The 24,366-nt window shown below is 45.4% G+C and carries 18 protein-coding genes; 12 read left to right on the top strand and 6 right to left on the bottom strand.

Going from position 1 to position 24,366, the window contains the following annotated elements; genetic code table 11:
• Positions 1–152: 152 nt before the first annotated feature.
• From argH to H8K55_RS00980, 3 genes are all read left to right on the top strand, one after another.
• Positions 153–1,550 carry an argininosuccinate lyase gene (argH, locus tag H8K55_RS00990; protein WP_186940157.1) on the top strand — a complete coding sequence of 466 codons (1,398 nt, stop codon included), beginning with the start codon at positions 153–155 and terminating at the stop codon, positions 1,548–1,550.
• 349 nt (positions 1,551–1,899) lie between these two features.
• Positions 1,900–2,514 (top strand): TRAP transporter small permease subunit, encoded by a 615-nt coding sequence (locus tag H8K55_RS00985; RefSeq protein WP_186940156.1) that lies wholly within the window; start codon positions 1,900–1,902, stop codon positions 2,512–2,514.
• A complete protein-coding gene (locus H8K55_RS00980) occupies positions 2,514–4,211 on the top strand; it encodes a TRAP transporter large permease (protein WP_186940155.1) in 1,698 nt (565 codons plus the stop codon). The genes H8K55_RS00985 and H8K55_RS00980 overlap by 1 nt, the downstream gene beginning before the upstream one ends.
• A gap of 110 nt (positions 4,212–4,321) precedes the next feature.
• Here H8K55_RS00980 and H8K55_RS00975 read toward each other — a convergent pair whose 3' ends face one another.
• Together H8K55_RS00975 and pmbA are read right to left on the bottom strand one after the other, a co-directional pair.
• Positions 4,322–5,410 carry a TRAP transporter substrate-binding protein gene (locus H8K55_RS00975; RefSeq protein WP_186940154.1) on the bottom strand — a complete coding sequence of 363 codons (1,089 nt, stop codon included), beginning with the start codon at positions 5,408–5,410 and terminating at the stop codon, positions 4,322–4,324.
• Between the two features lie 180 nt (positions 5,411–5,590).
• Positions 5,591–6,943 carry a metalloprotease PmbA gene (gene pmbA / locus H8K55_RS00970; protein WP_186940153.1) on the bottom strand — a complete coding sequence of 451 codons (1,353 nt, stop codon included), beginning with the start codon at positions 6,941–6,943 and terminating at the stop codon, positions 5,591–5,593.
• A 77-nt stretch (positions 6,944–7,020) separates the two neighbouring features.
• Between pmbA and yjgA the strand changes: the two genes are divergently transcribed.
• Genes yjgA through H8K55_RS00955 form a run of 3 tightly spaced genes read left to right on the top strand, consistent with a single transcriptional unit; the run spans position 7,021 to position 8,934 of the window.
• A complete protein-coding gene (gene yjgA, locus H8K55_RS00965; RefSeq protein ID WP_186940152.1) occupies positions 7,021–7,629 on the top strand; it encodes a ribosome biogenesis factor YjgA in 609 nt (202 codons plus the stop codon).
• On the top strand, positions 7,616–8,239 hold the full coding sequence (gene mog, locus H8K55_RS00960; protein ID WP_186940151.1) for a molybdopterin adenylyltransferase: 624 nt from the start codon (positions 7,616–7,618) through the stop codon (positions 8,237–8,239). The genes yjgA and mog overlap by 14 nt, the downstream gene beginning before the upstream one ends.
• A 17-nt stretch (positions 8,240–8,256) precedes the next feature.
• Positions 8,257–8,934 (top strand): alpha/beta hydrolase, encoded by a 678-nt coding sequence (locus H8K55_RS00955; RefSeq protein WP_186940150.1) that lies wholly within the window; start codon positions 8,257–8,259, stop codon positions 8,932–8,934.
• Between the two features lie 137 nt (positions 8,935–9,071).
• Here H8K55_RS00955 and H8K55_RS00950 read toward each other — a convergent pair whose 3' ends face one another.
• A complete protein-coding gene (locus tag H8K55_RS00950) occupies positions 9,072–10,889 on the bottom strand; it encodes a DUF418 domain-containing protein (RefSeq protein WP_186940149.1) in 1,818 nt (605 codons plus the stop codon).
• Between the two features lie 147 nt (positions 10,890–11,036).
• Positions 11,037–12,827 carry a DUF418 domain-containing protein gene (locus H8K55_RS00945; protein WP_186940148.1) on the bottom strand — a complete coding sequence of 597 codons (1,791 nt, stop codon included), beginning with the start codon at positions 12,825–12,827 and terminating at the stop codon, positions 11,037–11,039.
• A 503-nt stretch (positions 12,828–13,330) separates the two neighbouring features.
• On the opposite strand from H8K55_RS00945, the gene H8K55_RS00940 reads away from it, so the two are divergent.
• Both H8K55_RS00940 and cysK read left to right on the top strand, forming a co-directional pair.
• Positions 13,331–15,820 (top strand): penicillin acylase family protein, encoded by a 2,490-nt coding sequence (locus tag H8K55_RS00940; RefSeq protein WP_186940327.1) that lies wholly within the window; start codon positions 13,331–13,333, stop codon positions 15,818–15,820.
• Positions 15,821–16,042: 222 nt separating this feature from the next.
• Entirely contained in the window at positions 16,043–17,020 is a 978-nt protein-coding gene (gene cysK / locus H8K55_RS00935; RefSeq protein ID WP_186940147.1) for a cysteine synthase A, read from the top strand.
• Positions 17,021–17,207: 187 nt separating this feature from the next.
• On the opposite strand, the gene H8K55_RS00930 is transcribed toward cysK, so the two are convergent.
• Both H8K55_RS00930 and purU read right to left on the bottom strand, forming a co-directional pair.
• Entirely contained in the window at positions 17,208–17,750 is a 543-nt protein-coding gene (locus tag H8K55_RS00930; RefSeq protein ID WP_186940146.1) for a YaeQ family protein, read from the bottom strand.
• Positions 17,751–17,809: 59 nt separating this feature from the next.
• Positions 17,810–18,676: a formyltetrahydrofolate deformylase gene (purU, locus tag H8K55_RS00925; protein WP_186940145.1), complete on the bottom strand. Its 867-nt coding sequence runs from the start codon at positions 18,674–18,676 to the stop codon at positions 17,810–17,812.
• A gap of 258 nt (positions 18,677–18,934) precedes the next feature.
• On the opposite strand from purU, the gene H8K55_RS00920 reads away from it, so the two are divergent.
• The 4 genes from H8K55_RS00920 (at position 18,935) to H8K55_RS00905 (ending at position 23,961) form a co-directional block, all read left to right on the top strand.
• Positions 18,935–19,963 (top strand): NADP-dependent oxidoreductase, encoded by a 1,029-nt coding sequence (locus H8K55_RS00920; RefSeq protein ID WP_186940144.1) that lies wholly within the window; start codon positions 18,935–18,937, stop codon positions 19,961–19,963.
• A 435-nt stretch (positions 19,964–20,398) separates the two neighbouring features.
• Positions 20,399–21,778, top strand: a complete 1,380-nt coding sequence (locus H8K55_RS00915) for a hypothetical protein (protein WP_186940143.1) — start codon at positions 20,399–20,401, stop codon at positions 21,776–21,778.
• Positions 21,779–21,793: 15 nt separating this feature from the next.
• Positions 21,794–22,240 carry a hypothetical protein gene (locus tag H8K55_RS00910; protein WP_186940142.1) on the top strand — a complete coding sequence of 149 codons (447 nt, stop codon included), beginning with the start codon at positions 21,794–21,796 and terminating at the stop codon, positions 22,238–22,240.
• 95 nt (positions 22,241–22,335) lie between these two features.
• The gene (locus H8K55_RS00905) at positions 22,336–23,961 is read left to right on the top strand and encodes a sensor domain-containing diguanylate cyclase (RefSeq protein WP_186940141.1); all 1,626 of its coding nucleotides are present in this window, start codon (positions 22,336–22,338) and stop codon (positions 23,959–23,961) included.
• Positions 23,962–24,366 lie beyond the last annotated feature (405 nt).

The raw sequence follows: 24,366 nt of genomic DNA, 5'->3' as shown, positions 1-24,366 counted from the left end.
GAGAATATCGCGCGACAAAATCGCAGAAACGATCTGATGAGAGCTTGATCAAATCCAGATAAGCGCCATCACCATCCAGAACTATTACCCGTCGTCAGTAAAAATTTCATGGTTTCATCGTCTATATTAATTTACAGCCACTTACAACCACTATGACATCACAATTTTCTAAAAAAAGCGAGGCTTGGTCAGCACGCTTCTCTGAACCTGTCTCTGATTTGGTGAAACGCTATACGGCCTCAGTGTTTTTCGACAATCGTATGGCTTCTGTCGACATCCAGGGTTCGCTGGCACATGCCGAAATGCTGCAAGCTCAAAACATTATCACTGCACAAGACTATGCCGATATTCAACGCGGTATGGCACAAATCAGCGCAGAAATAGTGTCAGGCAAATTTGAGTGGTTGTTGGATTTAGAAGATGTACATTTGAATATCGAAAAACGTTTAACTGAACTGGTCGGTGATGCGGGCAAACGTCTGCACACAGGCCGCTCGCGTAATGATCAGGTCGCGACGGATATTCGCCTCTACATGCGCAGCGCGATTGACAACATCATCGATTTGATCGGCGCTTTCCGTCTATCTTTATTAGATCTGGCGGAAAAGCACAGCGACACCATTTTGCCTGGCTTTACACACATGCAAGTCGCACAGCCGATCACGTTTGGTCATCATATTTTGGCGTATGTAGAAATGTTCGGTCGCGATGCAGAGCGTATGGTCGATTGCCGTAAGCGTGTTAATCGCCTGCCTTTGGGTGCGGCTGCCTTGGCTGGCACGACTTTTCCGATAGATCGTCAACGTGTGGCTCGTACTTTAGGTTTTGACGATGTTTGCCACAACTCTTTAGATGCGGTGTCAGATCGTGACTTTGCGATTGAGTTTTGTGCTGCCGCTTCCTTAGTGATGACGCACATTTCACGTATGTCAGAAGAACTGATCATCTGGATGAGTCCGCGTGTGGGCTTTATCGATATTGCTGATCGTTTTTGCACTGGCTCATCGATCATGCCGCAAAAGAAAAATCCAGATGTACCAGAGTTAGCGCGTGGCAAAACTGGGCGGGTGAACGGCAATCTGATCGCTCTACTGACCCTAATGAAAGGCCAACCACTCGCTTACAACAAAGATAATCAAGAAGACAAAGAGCCTTTGTTCGACACGGTCGATACACTGATTGATACGCTGCGCATCTTTGCCGATATGGCGACGGGCATCAGTGTCAAACCAGAAGCCATGCGCGCTGCCGCTTTGCAAGGCTACGCCACAGCAACCGATCTGGCAGATTATCTGGTGAAGAAAGGCTTACCGTTCCGCGATGCACATGAAGCTGTCGCTTTAGCCGTACGTACTTGCGTAGACAAGGCTTGCGACCTCAGCGATATGTCATTGGCAGAATTACAGGCTTTCTCTAGCCTAATTGAAGCTGACGTGTTTGAGGTATTAACACTTGAAGGCTCAGTCGCCGCACGTGATCATGTTGGTGGTACAGCGCCAAACCAAGTACGCTTGGCAATTGCACGTCTGCGTACACAGTTGACGAAGTAAGAAACATCTCCGCATAGATAAAGCTTTGCACCACCTTGATATGTTCAATCAATAAGGTCAGTCAATACGGTCCATCAAAACGATCACTTGATAATATCAACAAACATCAGCGCAATTCATTTATCATAGCAAATTAATAAAATAGTAAATCATCACGTCTTGTTGCAAACCTGCAGCAAGACGTGATGGCGTTTTAAAATCTGATGTTTGCACCAATGTTGACACTCATGCTGCAGTCAACGATGCAACATATTGATGTAACACACTGAAGCGGTCTGAATTCCTTAGACTCAAATTCAGAAGTAAAACCAAAACAAACCAAAAACAAACTAAAACAGGGAGACGATATATGCAAATTCTCATTGCTTTATCGAAAAAAATTGACCGCCTCAACGAAGGCGTAGGCAGTATGCTGAGTTGGGCGCTCTTACTGGCTGTGCTGATCTGTACGGGCAACGCACTCATACGCTACACCTTCAACAACAGTTCCAATGGCTGGATGGAAGTTCAGTGGTACTTGTTCGCCGCCGTATTTTTACTGGCCGCGCCTTACACCTTACGTCGCAATGAACACGTCAGGATCGACGTGATCGCCGGACGCTTTTCCAAGCGTACGCAAGTCTGGATAGATTTATTCGGCTTTCTGTTCTTTCTCATGCCGTTTGCGGGTCTGATACTCTATCTAGGCGCTCCTTACGCCATCCACTCCTTCACCCGTCAAGAAATGTCCAGCAATGCTGGCGGACTCATAGAATGGCCAGCCAAATTTTTGATTCCCATCGGTTTCGCCCTACTCCTGTTACAGGGCATCTCAGAAATCATCAAACGCATAGGTTATTTGCGCGGCCTGGTCGATGCCAGCGCATTTGATAAGCATGCCAAAACGCCAGAAGAAGAAATCGAAGCGATCCGCCTCGCGAATGCGGACAAGCTCAAGCAACAAGACACGGGAGCATCTGAATAATGGAAGCATTCTTAATCGCTAATCTGGCACCGATCATGTTCGCTGCCTTAGTCTTGTTTTTGCTGTCGGGCTTTCCTGTCGCATTTGCATTAGCTGCCAACGGCCTCGTTTTTGGCCTTATCGGTATCGAACTAGGCCTGCTACGGCCTGAACTTTTACAAGCCTTACCAAATCGCATCTACGGCATTATGTCGAATGACACCCTGTTATCAATCCCTTTCTTTACATTTATGGGTTTGATCTTAGAACGGTCAGGAATGGCAGAAGACTTACTCGACACCATAGGCCAACTCTTTGGTCCACTGCGTGGCGGTGTTGCCTACGCAGTGATTTTCGTTGGTGCGCTACTTGCAGCGACGACTGGCGTAGTGGCTGCCTCGGTAATTTCTATGGGTTTGATTTCACTACCGATTATGCTCAAGTATGGCTACGACAAAAAGGTTGCTTCTGGCGTGATCGCGGCATCTGGTACATTGGCACAAATTATCCCGCCGTCATTGGTACTGATCGTGATGGCAGATCAATTAGGTCGTTCTGTCGGCGATATGTATCAAGCCGCATTCTTACCAGGCTTATTACTGACGGCAATGTACGCAGCGTATATTTTAATACTGTCCTTCGTACGTCCTAAATGGGTACCCGCCTTACCACCGGAAGCGCGTAATTTACGTCAGCCAAATGGTGATAGTGGCGTGGTTTCTTTGATCCTATTATTAATCGCCAGTACTGGTGCAGCATTCGCTTTTGCACGTTATTTCAAACACGGGCATCCAGAGATCGCTGCTGATGAATTGGGCATTTATGCAGCCAGTGTCGGCATCGGCTTTGCATTCTGCTTCGCGTTTATCAATCGCCGCTTAAAAATCGGATTGCTGTCCAAGATGGCAGAGCAAGTCACCTTTGTGTTAATTCCACCGCTCGCTTTAATATTCCTGGTACTTGGCACGATTTTCTTGGGTATTGCGACCCCAACCGAAGGCGGTGGCATGGGTGCTTTCGGTGCAATTGTACTGGCATTGATGAATGGACGTCTCAATTGGAAACTCGCGAAACAAGCGCTCGATTCGACCTCGCGCCTATCCAGTTTTGTCATGTTTATTCTGATCGGCTCTACCGTCTTTTCGCTGGTATTCCGTGGCATCAATGGTGATGTCTGGGTCGAACATTTGCTGACAGGCTTACCAGGTGGTCAAATCGGCTTCCTGATCGTCGTCAATATCTTATTCTTCGTCTTAGCTTTTTTCCTCGACTTCTTTGAATTGGCATTTATTTTGGTGCCTCTAGTCGGACCTGTGGCTGAAAAATTAGGGATTAATTTAATCTGGTTCGGCGTTTTATTAGGTGTGAATATGCAAACCTCGTTTATGCATCCGCCATTTGGATTTGCGCTATTTTACTTACGCTCAGTAGCACCAAAATCCGTCAAGACCAGCGATATTTATTGGGGTGCGATTCCATTTGTACTAGCCCAAATTATCATGGTAGCCTTGATTATCACTTTCCCAAGTCTAGTATCGGTCGATAGCAAGGAAGCGCAAAAAGAAGAGCTACAGCTCAACCTGACTGTGCCGGATAATGAGCCGCTGATGTTAAACCCATCCTTAGATCCACCTTCAGATCCATCCTTAGACCCACAGAGTGAGCCTAGCAAAGAAGATCAAAGTGAGACTCAGGCGACACCTGCTCACACGCTTTAATTGATCAGAGTAGTCATTCGATTGGTCATCAGATAAAACAAAAAACCGTTTAAACGAATACATCGTTTAAACGGTTTTTTTACGACCAATTGCAAGCAATTTACATCAACTTATTTAAGCTTATGCATGCTATTAAAGCGTGAGAAAGTATCTTCTGCAAAACTAAACCAGGTTGTTTGATTTTGACGGAAAGCAACCCAATCTGTATAAATCTTCTTAAACTTAGGATTAACTGCGGCTTCTTCTGTAAACACTTCCTGTGCCGCGTTAAAACAAGCTTCCATAACGGTTTGTGGGAAAGGCTTCAAAACGATCTTGCTCTGATTTAAACGTGCCAAAGCAGATGGATTACGCGCATCGTATTTCGCTTGCATATTCACGTGTGCTTCCAAACTCGCCGTTTCAATCGCAGCCTGATACAACTTAGGTAATTTATCCCACTCTTTTTTGCCGACATAAAACGACAACTGCGCGCCGCCTTCCCACCAACCCGGATAGTGATACACCTTCGCGACTTTATTGAAACCTAGTTTCTCGTCATCATAAGGACCAACCCACTCAGCTGCGTCTATCGCCCCTTTTTCTAGTGAAGTATAGATTTCCCCGCCAGCGACCTGCACTGGCACGGTACCTAGCTTTGCCAAAACCTTACCGGCAAATCCACCAACCCGGAATTTCAAGCCCTTCAAATCATCGACGCTCTTAATCTCTTTACGGAACCAGCCACCCATTTGTGTGCCAGTATTACCGCCCATGAAGTTGACGATATTGTGCTCGGCAAAAAACTCGCGCATCAATTTCATCCCATTACCATGCATCATCCACGCATTTTGCTGACGCGAATTCAAACCAAATGGCACGGCACAATCAAAAGCGAAAGTCGCATCTTTACCATAGTAGTAATAGGACGCTGTGTGTCCCATTTCTACAGTACCGTCTTTAACTGCATCTAACACTGCATTAAAAGGTACCAATTCAGGTGCAGCATAAGGGCGAATATTAAATTTACCATCCGTCAATTCTTTTACACGATTGCAAAAGGTTTCTGCGGCACCGTAAATCGTATCTAAGTTCTTAGGGAAACTTGAAGCCAGGCGCCAATTTAAGGTCGGCAAGGCATCTGCAGCCAAACTTGGCGCAGCTGCACTGGCGACCGTTGCACCCACAGCTGCTTTTTTCAAAAACGAACGACGTTCCATGCAATCTCCATTTTTAATTAGTAAAAACTAGTGAACAAAAGAAATTGATAAACCTACTTTGGCAAATCAACATTTACAAAATTTCAGCATATTCTATTAACAACTTACATTTTAAGCAATCGTCAACTGTTGTGCATTGCGATGCTTTAGTACTTCATTCACACTGGATTTGATCTTGACTTAACTTCCGGCAATCGTCATACCATCAATCAAAATCGAACCAGTAGTTTTAGTACCGCGGGTCAAAGTGTCATTTCCTATCGCAACCATGTTTTGAAACATTTCACGCATATTGCCAGCGATCGTGATTTCCTCGACCGGATATTGAATGACTCCGTCCTCAACCCAAAAGCCAGAAGCGCCACGTGAATAATCACCGGTCACGTAATTCACACCCTGCCCCATCAATTCTGTTACCAATAAACCAGTACCCATTTTCTTCAACATTTGCGCAAAATTATCACCGCGCTTCGTCAGACTAGAAATCAAATTCAAATTATGTGAACCACCAGCATTACCGGTCGTTTGCATCCCTAATTTACGCGCTGAATAGGTCGAGAGGAAATAGCCATTCAATACGCCATTCGTCACGACTTCGCGCTTCAAAGTCTTAACACCTTCGTCGTCAAATGGCGAAGAACCCACTGCACCTAAGACATGCGGATCTTCCAATACTTGAATGTGATTCGGAAAAATTTGCTTACCTAAAGTATCGAGCAAGAAGGTCGATTTACGGTACAAAGCACCGCCGGAAACGGCTTGCACAAAAGCACCCAACAAACCTGCTGCTAAAGGTGCTTCAAATAAAACGGGACATTTACGCGTATCAATCGTGCGAGCGTTCAAACGTGCCAATGCACGTTCTGCCGCATAGCTGCCAATTGCTTCAGGCGTGGCGATTTTTTTGTGATTGCGATGTGAGCTATACCAGTCATCACGCTGCATCTTAGAGCCCTTGCCTGCAATCGGCGCAACCGAAATCGTGTGGCGGGAAAACGGATAACCACCCACAAAACCACGAGAATTCGCTGCCACAAAATGCGATTGCTGTGCATGAACGCTAGCGCCTTCACAATTGGTAATGCGCTTATCCACCGCATACGCAGCGGCTTCGGTACGGCAAGCCAGATCAATTGCCTCTTCGGCAGTCACTAACCAAGGGTGAAACAACTTTAAATCTTGCGGATGCATTTCTAGCATCTCGGTGTCCGGCAAACCTGCACAGTCGTCCTCGGCCGTAAAACGCGCGATGTTGTAAGCGGCCTCAACAGTGTCTTCTAAAGACTTCATAGAAAAATCAGAAGTGCTGGCATTTCCGCGCTTCTTACCGACATAAACCGTGATTCCTATGCCTTTGTCGCGATTTTGCTCTATGGTTTCGACCTTGCCTTTACGTACACTAATCGACAAACCACCGCCTTCGCTGACTTCTACCGCCGCATCTGTTGCACCTTTGTCACGGGCAATGCGCAGCATATCCTGGGTAATTTGTTTAAATTGATCCTGAGTATGGGTAAAAACTGGTTTAGACATAGCTTCTGTTTCTTTAGCTGAAAGGATAAAGAGAGTATCATAGCAGTCGTTTCAATAAGTTTATAGAAGATTTACCAATGCCAAATCCGAATCGAGGCTCTTGCGGCTATCAGTCCAACGAGTTTGAACCAGAATACGACCGTCCATCCAAATCCGAACTCAAGCGTCAAATGACCGCCCTGCAAAAAATGGGGCAAGAGTTAGTGGATTCTGCACGTGATCGCGTTAAACGCGTTCCTATGCCAGAAGATGTCCGCGACGCTATTCTGGAATGCCAGAACATCACCAACCACGAAGGCCGTCGTCGCCAAATGCAATTTGTTGGTAAAAAGATGCGTACCTTAGATGAAGCCGAAGTTGCGCTGATTCAAAAAACCATCGATAGCTGGAAAGGTGCCTCCAAATCCGAGACAGCCGCCATGCATTCGCTAGAACGCAAACGCGAAAAGTTGCTGGCGAAAGATGAAGCGCTGACCGAATTGATGGCAGAAAATCCTGAGCTCGATGTACAGCATTTGCGCACCTTAATTCGCAATGCACGCAAAGAACAAGCGGAAAACAAACCGCCAAAAGCCTATCGTGAAATCTTCCAGATATTGAAAGAAATTCAGGCTAAAAATAAAGCCGCTACTGCATCCGACGATGACGCAGAAAACGACGAAGATTCTGAAGATGACAACAATTGATTTAGATCGTCCACTCCGTATAGGACTCGTTTCTATTTCTGACCGTGCCTCCAGCGGCGTATATCAAGATCAAGGTCTGCCCGCCTTGCAAGCATGGTTCGGCGCTGCGCTCAGCACGCCATGGATAATGGAAACGCGTTTGATCCCAGACGAACGACCAGCGATCGAACAAGCCTTAATTGACTTGGTCGATCAGGCTCGCTGTGACTTGGTGATTACGACCGGTGGCACAGGCCCTGCACGACGCGATGTCACACCAGAAGCGACGCTCGCCGTTGCGACCAAGGAAATGCCAGGTTTCGGTGAACAAATGCGTCAGATCAGTTTGCAATTTGTCCCGACCGCCATCTTGTCGCGCCAAGTTGCAGTGATCCGCGAAGCAAAGGATCACGCTGCATTAATTTTAAATTTACCTGGTCAGCCGAAGTCAATCAAAGAAACCTTAGAAGGCTTAAAAGACGCTGATGGCAAGCAATTGGTTGCCGGAATTTTTGCTGCCGTGCCTTACTGTATCGATTTGATTGGTGGCCCTTATGTCGAAACACATGAGGCGGTCTGCAAAGTATTTCGACCAAAATCCGCACTACGCGTAAAAACTTCTGAAGTGTAAAATTTTCTAAATAAATCATGACGACTGAACTCTTAGAAACAGTAGAAATTGAAAGTGGTGTCAATCCAAGCGCCGCAGTGATCTGGATGCATGGTCTGGGTGCCGACGCCAATGATTTTGTGCCGATTGTTAAAGAACTCGATCTGCGTAATTGTCCCGCAATTCGCTTTGTATTTCCGAATGCACCGCAAATTCCAGTCACCTTAAATGGTGGCTACATCATGCGTGCCTGGTATGACATCGCTGCCGCTGGCACTGACATCAATAAGCGCGAAGATGAAGCCGGTCTACGCCTTTCGCAACAACAAATTGAAGCCTTGATTGCGCGTGAAAATGCGCGCGGCATTCCCACTGACAAAATCATTCTGGCGGGTTTTTCGCAAGGCTGCGCGATGAGTTTGCAGACTGGCTTACGTCACCCACAAAAACTGGCAGGCATCATGGGCTTATCTGGTTATGTTCCATTAGCAGATAAAGTAGCAGCTGAACGACACACTGCGAATCAAACCACATCTATCTTCTTAGTGCATGGCACGGTTGATCCTGTGATCCCGATTCAAAGAGCGCAGCAGTCACGTGAGCTGTTAGTCAGCCTTGGCTATCCAGTTGAATGGCATGATTATTGGATGCAGCACTCAGTGTCGCCGCAAGAAATCACAGACATAGGAAACTGGTTGCGTAAGGTGTTGGCTTAGTTGGCTTGTTTAGTCTAAATAGTCCAAAAGCTTCAAATTAGTTCCAAGAAAAACGAAAGGGCAAGGTCGTCGACCTTGCCCTTGTTTTTTGCATCTGAATTTTTGAAGTTAAGACAAGCGCCAGCGCTGGGCCTGAATTAATTCTTGAATGCTGGCACTTTCCAATACGTAATCGCACGCCACAGCCACTCCATCGGGCCATAACGGTACTTGCTCAACCACCAGTGGCTAAACAAGACTTGCAAGATCACCACTACCGCCACAAACACCACTTGATGTGCGCGTTGCATGCCGTAATATCCTAATCCATAATTATAAAAAACTGCAGAACAAATGATAGATTGCGATAAATAATTCGTCAGCGCCATACGCCCGTAAGGCGCCAACACCGCCACTTTTGAAAATGCGCCTTTACTATGCAACATTAATACTAAGAGGCTGACATAGCCCAAGCAAGCAGGCAAGTTCCCCAGATACAGCAAACCCATCGCTAATAGATAAGGATCATTCTCCATACCTTGAACTGGCGCGGTGGACAGCAAACTACCCAAGACACCTAAACCGATGCCGAACGGCAAACCGAACATGGCTAATTTCTTAAACATGGGCAAATGCGTACCCGTGTTTGCCATCACACCAGAACGCACAAACCAAAAGCCGATCAAAAACATACAATTAATCAATGCACTGAAAATTGCTACCTCAGCCCATTTTTCTGCAAATTCATGCGCGCGAAATTTCAAAGCTTCAAGGTAAGTTCCTTTACTTAAAATTTGTGCTTCTAAACGATTATTCTCTTCTTTCTTCTTGAGTCGCTCTGCTTCTTTTTTCTTTTGATCTGCAAGTTCAGTCGCTTTCGATTTTGCCGGAGATGCGACACTGCTTGATATGGAAGCGGAGGCTGGGATTGAAGCTGAAATTAAGGCTGCGTCAGAATTCGAGGCCGCAACGGCAATCGAAGCAGCTGCCGACGTAGATGAAGGTGAAGACGCAGATGCAGCAGCATTCATCGTCTGAACACTATCGGCTTTTGCACCTGAAGTATTAGCTTGCCCCGCGCCAAAATATTGCGCAGCGCCGCCCATCGCCATAGAAAAAAATAAGGAGCAATACAGCAAACTACCAATCTTCCACGGTCTATCTTCTACAGGCTGATGCGAACGTGCCAATAAATATCCCAATAAAAAACACAATATGCCAAAGACCCACGCGCCGCGCATCTTTGCCATCGCAGGAACTGCAAAAGACACCAAGCCAGTCAGCAATAATAAACAAGCTAATAAACAAAATGCGACCGTAATCACGGGCAAAGATTTACCACCAATTTTTAAAGTTTTTTCGCTGCGCAATAGCAATGCGATACAGCCATAAATAGCGAGAGCAACAGCGAAGGCACCAAGAGGATTAATGGAAGGAATGGCTGACAGTAGACCTAACAAAATCGCAGCCGCAAAAATCCAGAGAGGTTTACCAAACAAGATCAATAACAATCCACAAGCGGCGATTGCATAGCTATATAAAATATCGCCAGGCCAGATCAAGACGTGGTGCAAAATTCCAAAAATCCCTAAAGCAAACAGACGTCTTAGGTAAATTTGAAAAAAGGCTCGTCCTTTGGTCTGGCTGCGCGTCAACATCAGCGCGAATCCCATTCCAAACAAGAGCGAAAAGATCGTCCAGAATTTTCCTGCAACAAAATAGGCGATGGCATAACTTGCTAACCAATTCAGGCCGCTAAGACCTGCTGGCATACCGTTACCGAGATCACCGACCGGGCGATTGAAGAATTCAATATTCATCAAAAATATGCCGATTAAAGCAAAGCCACGAATAACATCCAATACAGCAATCCTTTCGGTTGCGGCAACTGGAGCAAGAGTATCTTTCGATGTTTCAGGTGTTACTGATGTAGCCTGGGCTGAACTGTTGTCGGACTGCATAATCTCGTTGTGCATAATGCTCCTCATTCAATGGATACAGATCGATGGGCTCAAAAATGTTAAAAAGCGCTTCAATCGAGATCGAAGCGCTTTTTACTAACAACTTAATTATGCCTGAATGGGTATCAAGGCTAGACTTTTTTATTTCAATTCATTAAGAAATTAAGTCATTTGATGGTTCAATGCGACACGTTCAATTTTCAAGGCAGGAATATGCCAATAGGTAATCGCTCTCCACACCCATTCCATAGGACCGTAACGGAAACGACCTAACCACCAGTGACTAAACAAGACTTGCAAACAGATCACTGCGATGGCAAAACCGAGTTGTTGCGCACGACCCATACCAAAATTACCCAAGCCCCAACCATAGAAGAAACTTGCTTGCACTAATGATTGCGTTAAATAATTGGTCAATGCCATGCGTCCAAACGGTGCCAATACTTTGATTTTTGAGAACACTGAATTGCTATGCACCATCAAGACAACAATACTCACATAAGCCAAACAAGTTGGTAAGTTCCCTAAATTCAATAACATTTGCGTCAACTGCCAGCCATCACCGGACACACCCGGCGTATGACTCACTGCGATACTGCTAGCAAATACACTCAAGCCCCAACCGATTGGCAATCCAAACATCGCGATTTGACGGAATAATTGCAAATTATCGGCTGCTTTAGTAATGATCTTGGCGCGCACAAACCACACCCCCATCAAGAACAAAGCAATCGCTGCAAAAGCCTGACCAGCAGCATTAAATGGTCCTTCTAAAAATTCGTCCCAGTGATGTTTAACTACATCGGTATAACTGCCCTTAGACAATATAGCGACATCTTTTGCCATTTTTTGCTTATTCTCTTGAATGCGATTAATCGTGTCGGCATCACGTTCAATTTTTTTCTGATCATCCGTCTTCACGACTTTCTTATCGTCTTTCACTTCAAGCTTTTTAGGAATCGGTTTCCCGCTTGCCTTCGCCGCTTTTTCGGCAGCTTCTTCTGCATTCTTAATCACCATTTTTTCAGCTGCGAGCTTCACAGCTTCTGGCGAATTAAACACGCTGCTAACTGGTTTTTGATAAGCGATGATACCAAACACCACGCCAATGACGAATGGCAGACTATAAATCAAAGCGCCTGCGCGCCAAAAACGCGCTTCTGCTGGCTGATGAAATCTCGCTGACAAATAAGCCATAATGAAAAATGCAGCCGAACCACCAGTTAAGCCATTGCGCGCTTCTTTCATAGGTGGCAAGACCCAACTTGCAATCGCAGCGATTGTCATCAATAAAGCGATTCCTGTCGCAATCGCGGAAAACAATGGCATTTTTTTGCCAAGGAAATTCACGATTTTTTCATTCCGGATAAACAGCGCGATTAAGCCCATGAAAGCAATACCGCCAACCACAACACCAAATGAATTCATGCCAGGAATAAAACATATGCCGATCAAAGCAAACAGACTTGCCACTACCCATTTCCATTGCCCAAACAACACGATTAACAATCCTGCGGCAGTGAATGCATAGCTGTAGAGAATATCGCCAGGCCATAACAAAATGGTGTGCAGCAAACCAAAGACGCCCAAGGCAACAATACGGCGAATATAGGGTTTCACGAAGGCACGCCCGCTCTCTTCCGAACGTGTCAGCATCACTGCAAATCCCATACCGAACAGCAGGGAGAAAATCGTCCAGAATTTGCCAGCGACAAAGAAATTGACAAAGTAAGTTGCGAGCCAATCGATGCCGGTAGCACTAGCCGGAATGCCTGAACCAAAATCTAAAAAGGAACGGTTAAACCACTCCACATTCATGAAGAAAATACCGATTAAAGCAAAACCACGGACGACGTCCAAAGCTTGTATGCGTTCATTATCAGCGACGGGTTTGAATTCTGGAAACGGCTTAGAGGCCGCTATGGTGCTTACTTTTTCGGATATTTGTTCCATTATTTGTTCATTTTCAGGTTAGGTTGAACAAAGACACAGTGGCTCGCGCCAGTGATAATGCATAAATGTGCCGGCTTTTTTTATTGAAACGAACATGATCGATATGCTTGATGCGAGCTAATTGGTAGGATGCACAAGCAAGACGTTCGATAAAAGCAAATACTAAACTTCACACAGCACAGAAACAAACAGCTTGCGACGAAACGTAAAATCAGCGGAACGAAATCCATTTAATTGGACTTATACTAACGCGAAAGAATAACTTCAACAAATCTTAACAAGCTTCAACAAACATCAACAAACAAGGCAAGTCCTCATTACCTCCATCAACTATGGTAAAAATAATGGCCCCAATAATCACCAAAACAATGACCAAAGCAATGGCCAAAACAATGACCACAACAATGAAAATAAGCAATGCAGTCACCCAGATACACACTGAAAAGCGCCACCACCGTATGCAGCGACTTGCTCAGCTTAGCCTAGCTTTGCTCAGTCTACAAATGTTTTATCCTGCACATGCTAGCGCATTAGAAGTCAAAAAAAACAATACCGCACAGCAAGTCATTCAAAAAGACACCTCAACTCGTGCCCCACAACAACAATTACAACAATCCTGGCAGGTGAAAGAACTCCAACAACCAGTACAAATATTGGTCGATCATTGGGGCGTGCCACACATCTACGCCAAAAATCAGGATGACCTGTTTTTCGCACAAGGCTTTAATGCCGCCCGCGACCGCTTGTTTCAACTCGACTTATGGCGTCGCCGTGGTTTAGGGCAATTATCAGAAGTATTTGGTGCCAGCTTTTTAGAACAAGACCGCGCGGCACGCTTATTCTTATACCGCGGTGACATGCACAAAGAATGGGCAGCCTATGGCCAACATGCAGAACAATTAAGTAAGCGCTTTGTCGCAGGGATCAATGCCTATGTTGATTACGTTCACAAGAATCGCGACGCCTTACCGATAGAATTTAAAACGCTCAACTATCTTCCAGCGCATTGGTTAGCAGAAGATGTCGTACGCATACGCAGCCATGGATTGACGCGCAACCTGACGTCGGAAATCACGCGTGCCAAATTCGCTTGCGATGGAAATTTAAGTGCTGACGAAGTACGTCAGCGTCTGTCACCTACCTGGATTACAAAAGTTCCAGAAGGACTTGATCCTTGTCTGCCGGACGGCATTTTGCGCCAATTTACCTTGGCGACCCAAAACGTCGAATTCGATGCTAACACCCTACGACTATCGCAAACCGCGGGCTCAAGTAATGACACGCTAGCACAACAAACGCCGTTACCAACTACCGATGAGCGCCAGGAAGGTAGCAATAATTGGGTGATCGCTCCTTCAAAAACCAGTACAGGTCGGGCGATCTTGGCGAACGATCCACATCGCGCTTATTCAGCGCCGTCCTTACGCTATATCGCGCATTTGAGTGCGCCAGGACTAGACGTAATAGGCGCTGGCGAACCCGCGTTGCCAGGCATTTCCATAGGTCACAATGGCACCATCGCTTTTGGCCTGACAATCATGAGTATCGATCAGGAAGATTTGTATGTGTACGAGATCAATCCAGCAAATAAGATGCAGTACAAGTACCGCGGCAAATGGGAAAACTTCAAGAAACAAGTTGAAGTGTTCCAAGTCAAAGACCGCACAGCTCTGCAATCCGAACTATTGTTTACTCGCCATGGGCCAGTAATTTTTCAAGAGGCCAATAAGAATCGTGCTTTTGCAGTACGCACAGGCTGGTTACAAGCTGGCATGGCACCGTATTTTGGTAGTGTCGACTATATGCGCGCACAAAATTTTTCCCAATTTAAGAAAGCCATGTTGCATTGGGGCGCACCGACCGAAAATCAGGTGTACGCCGACGTCAAAGGTAATATCGGCTGGGTACCGGGTGGCTTGACTCCTATACGTCCTAACTGGGATGGCCTACTGCCAGTGCCTGGCGATGGGCGCTATGAATGGGCAGGCTTTTTATCGGGCGATAAATTACCGTCCAGCTACAACCCGAAGAATGCCTGGTTTGCCTCTGCCAATGAAATGAATCTACCGAAATCTTATCCATATCGCGATAGAAAACTGGGGTTCGAGTGGCCGTACCCAGCGCGCTATCAGCGCATCGCGGATGTCTTATCGCAAGATAAAAAGTTTTCATTAGAAGACTCTATGCAATTGCAAAATGATGTCTTATCTTTGCCCGCCCAACGTCTGACCGCTATTCTAAAAACCTTAAAAGCAAACGATGAAGTGACGCAAAAAGCACTACAAGTTTTACTCAACTGGAACCATATCGAATCTGCAGATTCCGCCGCTGCGGCACTGTTCCAAGTCTGGCTGACACAAACACTGGCACCAGCATATAAAGAACTGATGCTAGATCACTTAGCAATTCATGTCGCCACAATGCCGGATATGACGCGCATGTTGGATAACTTGGAAAGTATGAATGGCATCAATGTCGGCAATAGCGGCGCTAGCTATCCAACCCAATTTGGCAACAATCCACAGCAAGCAAAAACGGCACGCGATACGCTATTACTCAATAGTTTAGCTGCAGCTTATAAAAAGCTAGAACTCTCACAAGGCATGGATAACAAAAACTGGCGTTGGGGTAATCTGCAAAAAACTCTGTTCGCCCATCCTTTTTCAAAAATGCTAGATAGCACCAGCCGCACCCAATTTGATGTAGGTCCTTTGGCACGCGGAGGTAGTGCAAATACCGTCAACCAATCGACTTATCGCCTGACCGATTTCATCCAATTGAACGGGCCTTCGTTCCGTGTCGTGATCGATGTCGGCAACTGGGATAATTCACGCGCTGTCAACGCACCCGGTCAGTCTGGTGATCCGAGCAGCCCGCACTATCGGGACTTGGCAGAGCAATGGGCGAAAGGGGAATATTTTCCCTTGCTGTACTCCAAACCTGTCGTCGAAAAAAATACGCGGCAGAGATTTGAATTGGTGCCGCTAAAATAAACTTCCATCGAGCTACGCTATTGCAACTGCACGACAGTTACACCGCAGATACAAGTGCGATTCGCCAAACGCAATCGCACTTGCTAAATTTATTCTTAAATCAAAAAGCTACGCTGTATTTCCCAAAACCGCATAAGAATATGACCTTATAGTCGTTTGAATTTGTCACGCTCTGACTTATTCTCGTTATCCTTCTTGGATACATTTCACAATAGGAATCTTATGCCCATCTATCAAAATAATGCCGACTCTATAGGTCGTACTCCACTGGTCAAATTGCAGCGCATCAGCGATGGCGCTGGTGCGACTATTCTCGCCAAAATCGAAGGCCGTAATCCTGCGTACTCGGTGAAATGCCGCATCGGTGCGGCGATGGTGGCAGATGCGGAAACACGTGGTCTGCTCGGCCCTGGCAAGGAGTTGATCGAACCTACCAGCGGCAACACCGGGATCGCTTTGGCGTTTGTAGCGGCGGCTAAAGGCATACCTTTAACCCTGACCATGCCAGAAACCATGAGCATAGAACGCCGCAAATTGTTGCTCGCTTTTGGCGCGAAATTAATTTTGACGGAAGGCGCAAAAGGTATGAATGGCGCGATTGCGAAAGCGGAAGAAATCCGTGCCAGTGATCCTGATCGCTATGTCTTATTGCAGCAATTTAAAAATCCGGCAAATCCAACAATTCATGAAAAAACTACCGGTCCAGAAATCTGGAATGATACAGAAGGCCAGGTCGACATTTTCGTGTCTGGGGTCGGCACAGGCGGCACTATTACTGGCGTGTCACGCTACATTAAACAAACGCAAGGTAAGGCAATTCAAACAGTCGCGGTAGAGCCTACTGCCAGCCCAGTTTTAACACAAAAACGTAACGGTGAGGAAATCAAACCAGCCCCTCATAAAATTCAAGGCATAGGCGCAGGCTTTGTGCCAGATGTTCTAGATCTATCTTTGGTCGATCTGATTGAACAAGTCAGTAATGAAGAAGCAGTGGAATTTGCTCAGCGTTTGGCAAAAGAAGAAGGAATTTTAGCGGGAATTTCTTGCGGTGCTGCGACGGCAGTTGCAGTGCGTCTGGCGAAGTTACCGGAAAATGCAGGTAAGACTATCGTCGTGGTGTTACCAGATTCCGGCGAGCGCTATTTAAGTTCGATTTTGTTTGATGGCTATTTTGATGCGGCGGGAGTTGCGCTCGCATAATGTCGTTCAATGTCACTGAATGAGGGTGAACACGCTTTCACCGCTTTCACTGATAAATTAGCCGCTCAAATATAAATGCCTGATAAATTTGATTTTCCGCCTACAACTAAATCAAACTCATCAGGCATTTGGCATTTGGTAATTTTTTGATGGTGTCGCATCTTGGCTATTTTTGCTACCTTCGCCCTTAGCCAAAATCTTTAAACATTTCCAAGTCTATCTGTACCGATTGATCTCCCGCCGACATCCAGATTTGTCCATCTTGTATGGTGCACTGCAATTGCATCGTGCGCTCTGCCATTTTGGCGAGTTCTTGGCTAGTTTCAGATGCGATATTTTTCACGCATAAATTTTTAGCTCTATCTAAGCGGCTATTGATTTGTTTCCACCAAATACTACTGGCGTGTGCAAAGCTATACACCACCACTTTTTCGGCGCGACCACAAGCTTTCAACAAACGACGGTCATCAGGTTGCCCGACTTCACCCCACAAAAGTATCGCGTCGGTATAATCTTTTTCCCAAAAATCTGGCTCTTCAGTATCAGAGATCCCCTTACCAAAAGCCAAACGTTCACTCGCGTGAATCGCAAACGCCACGACTCTGACCATCATGCGCTCGTCGGTTTCTGAAGGATGACGGGCGATAGTCAAACTGTGATCAGCGTAATAGCCGCGATCCATATCGGAAATATTGAGTTCTGCTTTATAAATTGTAGATTTCAGTGCCATTATTGTTTTTGGTGTTTTAAATAAATTGGTAAAAATTGCAGATTGGGTGACGAAAAAAATCAGTTGAAGACGACGGTCTTATGACCATTAAGTAAAATGCGATGCTCAACAAAATAATTTACCGCACGGGCTAACACCACGCATTCAACATCTCGTCCTATGGCGGTGAGTTTTTCTGGATCCATTGCATGGTCGACACGTTCAACATCTTGTTCAATAATCGGTCCCTCATCCAAATCCCCCGTGACAAAATGCGCCGTTGCGCCGATCAGCTTTACGCCCCGATCATGCGCCTGATAATAAGGCTTTGCACCTTTAAAACTAGGTAAGAAAGAATGGTGGATGTTGATCGCACGCCCACTCAATGCCTGGCACATGGAATTCGACAGTATCTGCATATACCGTGCGAGCACCACTAATTCAGCCTGGTTACCATTGATAACATCTAATACTTTTTGCTCTTGTTGATGCTTCTGCTCAGCACTGGCACCTGCAGTCAAAGGTAAGTGATGAAAAGGAATATTGTAGCTGGCAGCCAATTGATAAAAATCCGTGTGATTCGAAATAATCGCCTTGATTTCGACTGGCAATAGACCACTCTTATAGCGGAACAATAAATCATTCAGACAATGTCCAATTTTTGACACCATCAACACCACGCGCGGCTTGTGGTGCGCGTCGTGTAATTGCCACTCCATAGACCAACTCTGCGCAACTTGCGCAAATTCATCACGCAACATTTGTTCGCTGACACTATCGTCTTCCTGCGAAAAATGTACGCGCATGAAAAACAATTGTGAATGCGCGTCACCGAACTGTGCCGAATCAATAATATTGCAGCCATGGTTGGTCAGGAAACCTGAAACGCTATGAACGATCCCGCGTTGATCGGGGCAAGACAAGGTCAAGATAAATTCTGGGCGCATAAGTTGCTCAATAATAAATTACTTAATAATCAAGATAAATTCTGTGGATCAAGAAGACACGCTGCTCTATGAAAAATCGAAGTTGGCATTGTCTCATGTTCAAGCCCCAAATTTTTGCTCCGCAAAATAAAAGCACAGTCGTTCTATTTAATGTATAGTCATTAGTCTTCATTAATTAATCAACCAATTAATCAATTGATTTAATTGATCGATCATCACTTAACAATCGTTTCAACGTACTTTTTAGGAGATTGCCACATGACTTCCACCATGAATCGTCAAATTCGATTAGCCGCACGTCCTGTGGGTTTTCCCACCGCTGAAAGCTGGTCCCACACCTCCGAAGCTTTACGGACATTAAACGAGGGTGAAATACAAATTAAGACGCTCTATTTGTCGATAGATCCTGCAATGCGTGGTTGGATGAATGGCGGTAAATCGTATATTCGTCCAGTTGAAATTAATGAAGTGATGCGTGCAGGTGGTGTTGGCATCGTAGTCGCCTCTCAATCAAGTCGATTTGCGGTGGGCGACTATGTTTCAGGCAGCATAGGCGTGCAAGAATATTGGACCGGCATGGCGGACGACAAATACGGCGGATTTTATAAGATTGACCCAGCACTTGCACCGCTTCCAGCCTATTTAAATGCACTCGGCATGCCCGGCATGACCGCGTACTTTGGCTTACTCGATGTGGGACAGCCCAAGGCCGGCGAGACTGTCGTCGTATCTGGTGCAGCAGGTGCTGTCGGCCAAACTGTCGGGCAAGTCGCTAAACAAAAAGGCTGCCGTGTCGTCGGCATCGCTGGCGGCAAGGAAAAATGCGATTTTGTCGTCAATGAGCTAGGTTTTGATGCCTGCATCGATTACAAAAACAGCTCGGTTAAAGATGACTTAAAAGAACATTGTCCCAACGGCGTCGATATTTATTTTGACAATGTCGGAGGAGAAATTCTAGATACAGTTCTCACTCGCATCAACATGAAAGCCCGCATCATTATTTGCGGTGCAATCTCACAATACAACAACACCAGCGCAATCAAAGGACCGTCTAATTACCTCGCGCTCTTAGTCAACCGTGCCCGCATGGAAGGCATCGTGGTTTTCGATTACGTTAAACGTTACCCTGAAGCTGTAAAAGAAATGAGTCAATGGATGGCGCAAGGTCAGTTCCATACACGCGAAGATATCGTGCAAGGATTAGATCAATTTCCTGCGGCACTAATGATGTTGTTTGAAGGGAAAAATTTCGGCAAGTTAATTTTGCAAGTTAGTTCTGAAAATTAGCTCGACCTATTAAGATGTAAATTAATCTGTGAAATGATCAGACCAGCAAAGAAGTAAGCCAGTAGTAAATAGGCAAATAGCTAAGTAAGTGAATAAATAAGTGAATAAGTAAATTACCAAATATGCGGACTGAGTGCAGCACTCAGTCCGCATACACATCAAGTCTGAACTAATACACATTAAGTGGCCGAAAACCGCTCCATGTAAGCCAATACGAACTTGCAAAAACTATCTCAATTGAGATCCATTCATTGTTCGGCCAAATTCTCCTCCTAATTCTTGATACTTTCACTGTGGTGTTTCGTACACCGCCCCAATAAGACATTGCCAGCCTAATTGCTACTGTGTAATATGAATTTGGGCATGTTTTGGGCTTCTATTTAGACATCTTTTAGCTATATTGATCGCGAAGTAATTAGTTCTTGGCGGGGTTATATGAAAGCTTGTTCTCGTAAGCGTCCAGTTCTCTGTCAATTGTGCATAACTTGCGTGCTCGGCGGCCTTTTTGTTAATGGTCTTGTACCAGAAAAAGCGTATGCACAGAGCACAACACAGATCACTGAAGTTATTCCGATCGAACATCCATCGAGCACGGATGATGCCCAAGCTCCTGATCACAACTTCATCGCAAGCACTGACGAACCACTCGTCAAATTCAGCGGTTTTGGAACACTAGGTGTCACCTACAACACTAGTCAAAAATTTGATTACCTACGCGACTTATTACAAACAAAAGGCGCAGGATATACGCGTCAATTTGATCTGGGTGTTGACTCCATACTCGGCCTACAGCTCTCAAGCAATATTAATGACTACTTAGATGCCACAGTACAAGTTGTCGCTCGTCGGGGAGAAAAAGATTTTCAGCCTGATATAAGTTGGGGGTTTCTTAAATACTTCCCTAACGACAATCTAGATTTGCGCCTAGGTCGTCTAGGTTTTGATGTCTACCCCTTAGCAGACTCCAGAAACGTCGCCTACTCATATACTTGGGTGCGCCCACCCGTAGAATATTTTGGTGGACTCATCGTCAGTTATATTGACGGTGCAGACCTTGTCTATAAATACGCGGTCGGCGCCAATCAGGCCAAAATCAAACTCTTCGCTGGTAAAGCCAATGAAAGAATATTGGCGCAAGATCCAGATATTTATTTTTCCTTAAAGGGAGCGAAAATTTGGGGTGGACATCTTGAGTTTCAATCACAGAATTGGTTGACTCGCCTAGGCTACGCCTCACTACATTTCAATCAAAATTTTGTCAGCATACAAGGTTTAATCGATGCATTGCAGTCGCCCTTATTTGCCCAAATCAGCCCTACAGCACCCGCTCTCGGTGAGAATCTTAGCTTTAAAGATAAAGAGATACACTACCTGTCAGCAGGCGTGGTATATGACGATGGCCCGCTACAAGCACAACTGATGCTAAGTCGTTTGCAGTCGCAAACCTTGAGTTTTAACTCGAACGTTGCGGCTTTTTTTACTTTGGCTTATAGACTTAAGTCATGGACGCCCTATTTCACTTGGGCGAAAACACACCCACTTAACGCTAAGAGCGTCAACACGGGCTTACCGCCAGGTATCCATCCCGCCATCGATCAAGTGGAAGCAGGCATACAAGGTTTTCTCAAGGCGACTCGCAATGAACAAAACTCCGTATCCATAGGGCTACGTTATAACTTAAATCAAACCAGTGACCTTAAGTTTCAATTCGATCACATGCGTAACCAAGAGCGCCTAATTATTCGCAATACGCAGCCTGATTGGGATGGAAAAGCAAACATCATTAGTGTCAGCTACAACTTTATTTTTAACTGAGCGATCATCGACATTATGTCTATCATCAGACAAACATGGATGCTGTTAATTTTGCTGGTAGCTACTAGCTATAGCGGCTCGCTCAAAGCATCGAATGACTTTGTGGTGGTAGCGAATCTGCAGGCAGGCATCGACAAGATGAGTAAAGATGAAGTCATCAACGTCTACATGGGGCGCAATCGCAAACTCGCTTCGGGCATCAATGCGCAACCGATAGATCTGGAAAGTCCACTAACTGAAAAAGCTAATTTTTACAGCGTGATGGTAAACAAGGAGCTTCCTGAAATCAGCTCCTATTGGGCGCGCTTAATGTTTTCAGGGCAAGGCTCACCACCCAAGCAAGTAATGACAACTGAACAGGCGCTGGAAATCGTCAGCAATGTCAAAGGCGCGATTGCGTATATCGACAGGAAGAAAATCGATAAGCGAGTCAAAATCGTCTTTGACCCGCTGCGATCGTAGGTAATGATGACTTCTTAGAAATCACCTTAGAAGTCACCTCTTAGAATTCAGCAAAAGAATATAAGCTTTTAGATAGAAAAAGACCGCGGCAATTTATGCTAAAACCACGCAAACTTCTACAACTACTACGCACCAGCATCGTCTATCGCAGCAGCTTTATCGTGCTGACGATCGCTTTGTGCGTTGGTGGCTTGTTTGCAGCGGTTACCTATTTATGGGAATCAAACACTGAGCAGGAATTAGTCAAAAATCGCATGGGAACGCTGTTAAGCACAGTCGAAAACACCGTCAGTATTGCTTGCTATTTATCCGACGCAAATCTGGCTAAAGAAGTGGCACAAGGTCTTTTAAAAAATGAAGACGTCGCCAGCATCAGGATTTTTTCCAGCCAACAGGTTTTGACGAATCTGCAAAAAAACAAAATTCTTCCCAACAGTAATCCATTGATGGCGAATCTCAAGACAGAATTACTGATAGAGCGAGCTATCTATTCCCCCTTCAACCAAGCCGAATCCGTTTGCCAGATCGAATTAAAACCAGACATGGCGTTCATTCGTGCTCAAGTCAATCACAAGGCCCGCTTTACCGCCCTGCTCCTGATGTTGCAAGCATTAATTATGGCGGGTGCCGTAGTCGCAATTGTTATGATCTTAATCACGCGACCAATCAAAACGATTTCTGATCGTCTGCACCACTTGCCAGTGAATGCAAATACCAGCCTGCCACTACCATCGGGAAATCAACAAGATGAAATCGGACAATTGGTCCGCGACGTCAACACGCTGTTTTCTAAACTCTCGCATATCCTGGCGGAGGAAAGAGATCTGCGTATACAACATCAAATTGGTGAAAAGAAATTCCGTGCGATTTTTGATAATTCTGAGACAGGTATTTTTTTATTAAAACCGAATGGCGAAGTCATTTCATCCAATCCCGCCTTCTTAAGGCTCTTTGCGATTCCGCATGATGCTAACAATGAGACGATTAAAAACAGTTTGCTGCACAATTTGGATGACTATGCATTACGCCTACAAGGCATGTTGGAAAATGCCATGCACGAAGATCAAGTCTCATCAGAGGATTTTGAATTAGAAGTTGGGTTACCGTTGCAAAAGAAATGGATCAACTTGGTTATCAGTACGGTCGAAGACAATGTATTACAGGGATTGGTAAACGACATCACCGAGCGTAAGCAGTTAGAAGAATCGGCGAACTATCTCGCAGTCACAGACCACTTAACGGGTGTCGCGAATCGACTTGGGTTTGATAAGGCGGCTGCCCGCCTACAATTTGAAATGCATGCAGATTTGGTCCAGAGTTTTTATCTATTGATGATCGATTTGGATGGATTTAAAGAAGTTAACGATCAATTTGGTCACGATATCGGTGACAAAGTGCTGATTCATTTTACGCAATTACTCAGGGGGATCGTGCGTAAAACGGATTTCATTTCTCGTACTGGCGGCGACGAATTTATTGTCATACTCAAAAATATTGACGAGATTAGCAAGGTACAAGAAATTGCCGACAAGATTATTACCGAGGCATCGCAAATCATTCGGTTTGGTGATGCGATACAGATCAAGATAGGCGCAAGTATTGGAATCAATTTTGCCGATACACTTGATTACGACATCGCGAAAATAATGCATGGCGCGGATGAAGCCATGTATCAAGCAAAAAAAGCCGGGAAAAATCAATATTGCTTATACAAGGCGTGAACAGGTTTAATTAAAACCGATCAAGCTACGCTACTTTAGGGTCTGTTAACATTCAAATTGGGAGTGCGAATGCGGAAAAACGGGCACAGGGCTAGGCGTCAAGGCGCGCCGCAGTGCGAGCACTGTAAGCGACTTGCAACAACGCCATGTGCCCGTTTTACCCATTCCCGAAGGGTTCAAGCCAAAACGCGCGATGGACTGCGTTGTAGCTCTTGCCGAGGCACCAGCCTCGGCGGCGAACTACGCCTTGCCATCCCACCTTTTGGCTTGAACGCATCTCCCGATTTGAATGCTAACAGACCCTAGTACTACGAGATGAACATTTGGATTCGCTTCTAGCGAAATTATTAAACAGTTTACGCAAATGTTTGATATAGCTTTATGCTACCAACTTTTCATCATTAG

The organism is Affinundibacterium flavidum (genome assembly GCF_014284175.1).
Taxonomy (GTDB): domain Bacteria; phylum Pseudomonadota; class Gammaproteobacteria; order Burkholderiales; family Burkholderiaceae_D; genus Undibacterium; species Undibacterium flavidum.
Note: the sequence above shows the minus strand (reverse complement) of the source record. Positions and strands in the feature narration are given on the sequence as shown.

Coding starts and splice junctions, on each gene's coding strand:
- H8K55_RS00915 (WP_186940143.1), top strand. CDS start 20,399: ATGAAAGCTTGTTCTCGTAAGCGTCCAGTTCTCTGTCAATTGTGCATA.
- H8K55_RS00930 (WP_186940146.1), bottom strand. CDS start 17,750: ATGGCACTGAAATCTACAATTTATAAAGCAGAACTCAATATTTCCGAT.
- yjgA (WP_186940152.1), top strand. CDS start 7,021: ATGCCAAATCCGAATCGAGGCTCTTGCGGCTATCAGTCCAACGAGTTT.
- mog (WP_186940151.1), top strand. CDS start 7,616: ATGACAACAATTGATTTAGATCGTCCACTCCGTATAGGACTCGTTTCT.
- H8K55_RS00940 (WP_186940327.1), top strand. CDS start 13,331: ATGTTTTATCCTGCACATGCTAGCGCATTAGAAGTCAAAAAAAACAAT.
- H8K55_RS00945 (WP_186940148.1), bottom strand. CDS start 12,827: ATGGAACAAATATCCGAAAAAGTAAGCACCATAGCGGCCTCTAAGCCG.
- H8K55_RS00920 (WP_186940144.1), top strand. CDS start 18,935: ATGACTTCCACCATGAATCGTCAAATTCGATTAGCCGCACGTCCTGTG.
- H8K55_RS00910 (WP_186940142.1), top strand. CDS start 21,794: ATGTCTATCATCAGACAAACATGGATGCTGTTAATTTTGCTGGTAGCT.
- H8K55_RS00975 (WP_186940154.1), bottom strand. CDS start 5,410: ATGGAACGTCGTTCGTTTTTGAAAAAAGCAGCTGTGGGTGCAACGGTC.
- cysK (WP_186940147.1), top strand. CDS start 16,043: ATGCCCATCTATCAAAATAATGCCGACTCTATAGGTCGTACTCCACTG.
- purU (WP_186940145.1), bottom strand. CDS start 18,676: ATGCGCCCAGAATTTATCTTGACCTTGTCTTGCCCCGATCAACGCGGG.
- H8K55_RS00955 (WP_186940150.1), top strand. CDS start 8,257: ATGACGACTGAACTCTTAGAAACAGTAGAAATTGAAAGTGGTGTCAAT.
- H8K55_RS00950 (WP_186940149.1), bottom strand. CDS start 10,889: ATGCACAACGAGATTATGCAGTCCGACAACAGTTCAGCCCAGGCTACA.
- H8K55_RS00980 (WP_186940155.1), top strand. CDS start 2,514: ATGGAAGCATTCTTAATCGCTAATCTGGCACCGATCATGTTCGCTGCC.
- pmbA (WP_186940153.1), bottom strand. CDS start 6,943: ATGTCTAAACCAGTTTTTACCCATACTCAGGATCAATTTAAACAAATT.
- H8K55_RS00905 (WP_186940141.1), top strand. CDS start 22,336: ATGCTAAAACCACGCAAACTTCTACAACTACTACGCACCAGCATCGTC.
- argH (WP_186940157.1), top strand. CDS start 153: ATGACATCACAATTTTCTAAAAAAAGCGAGGCTTGGTCAGCACGCTTC.
- H8K55_RS00985 (WP_186940156.1), top strand. CDS start 1,900: ATGCAAATTCTCATTGCTTTATCGAAAAAAATTGACCGCCTCAACGAA.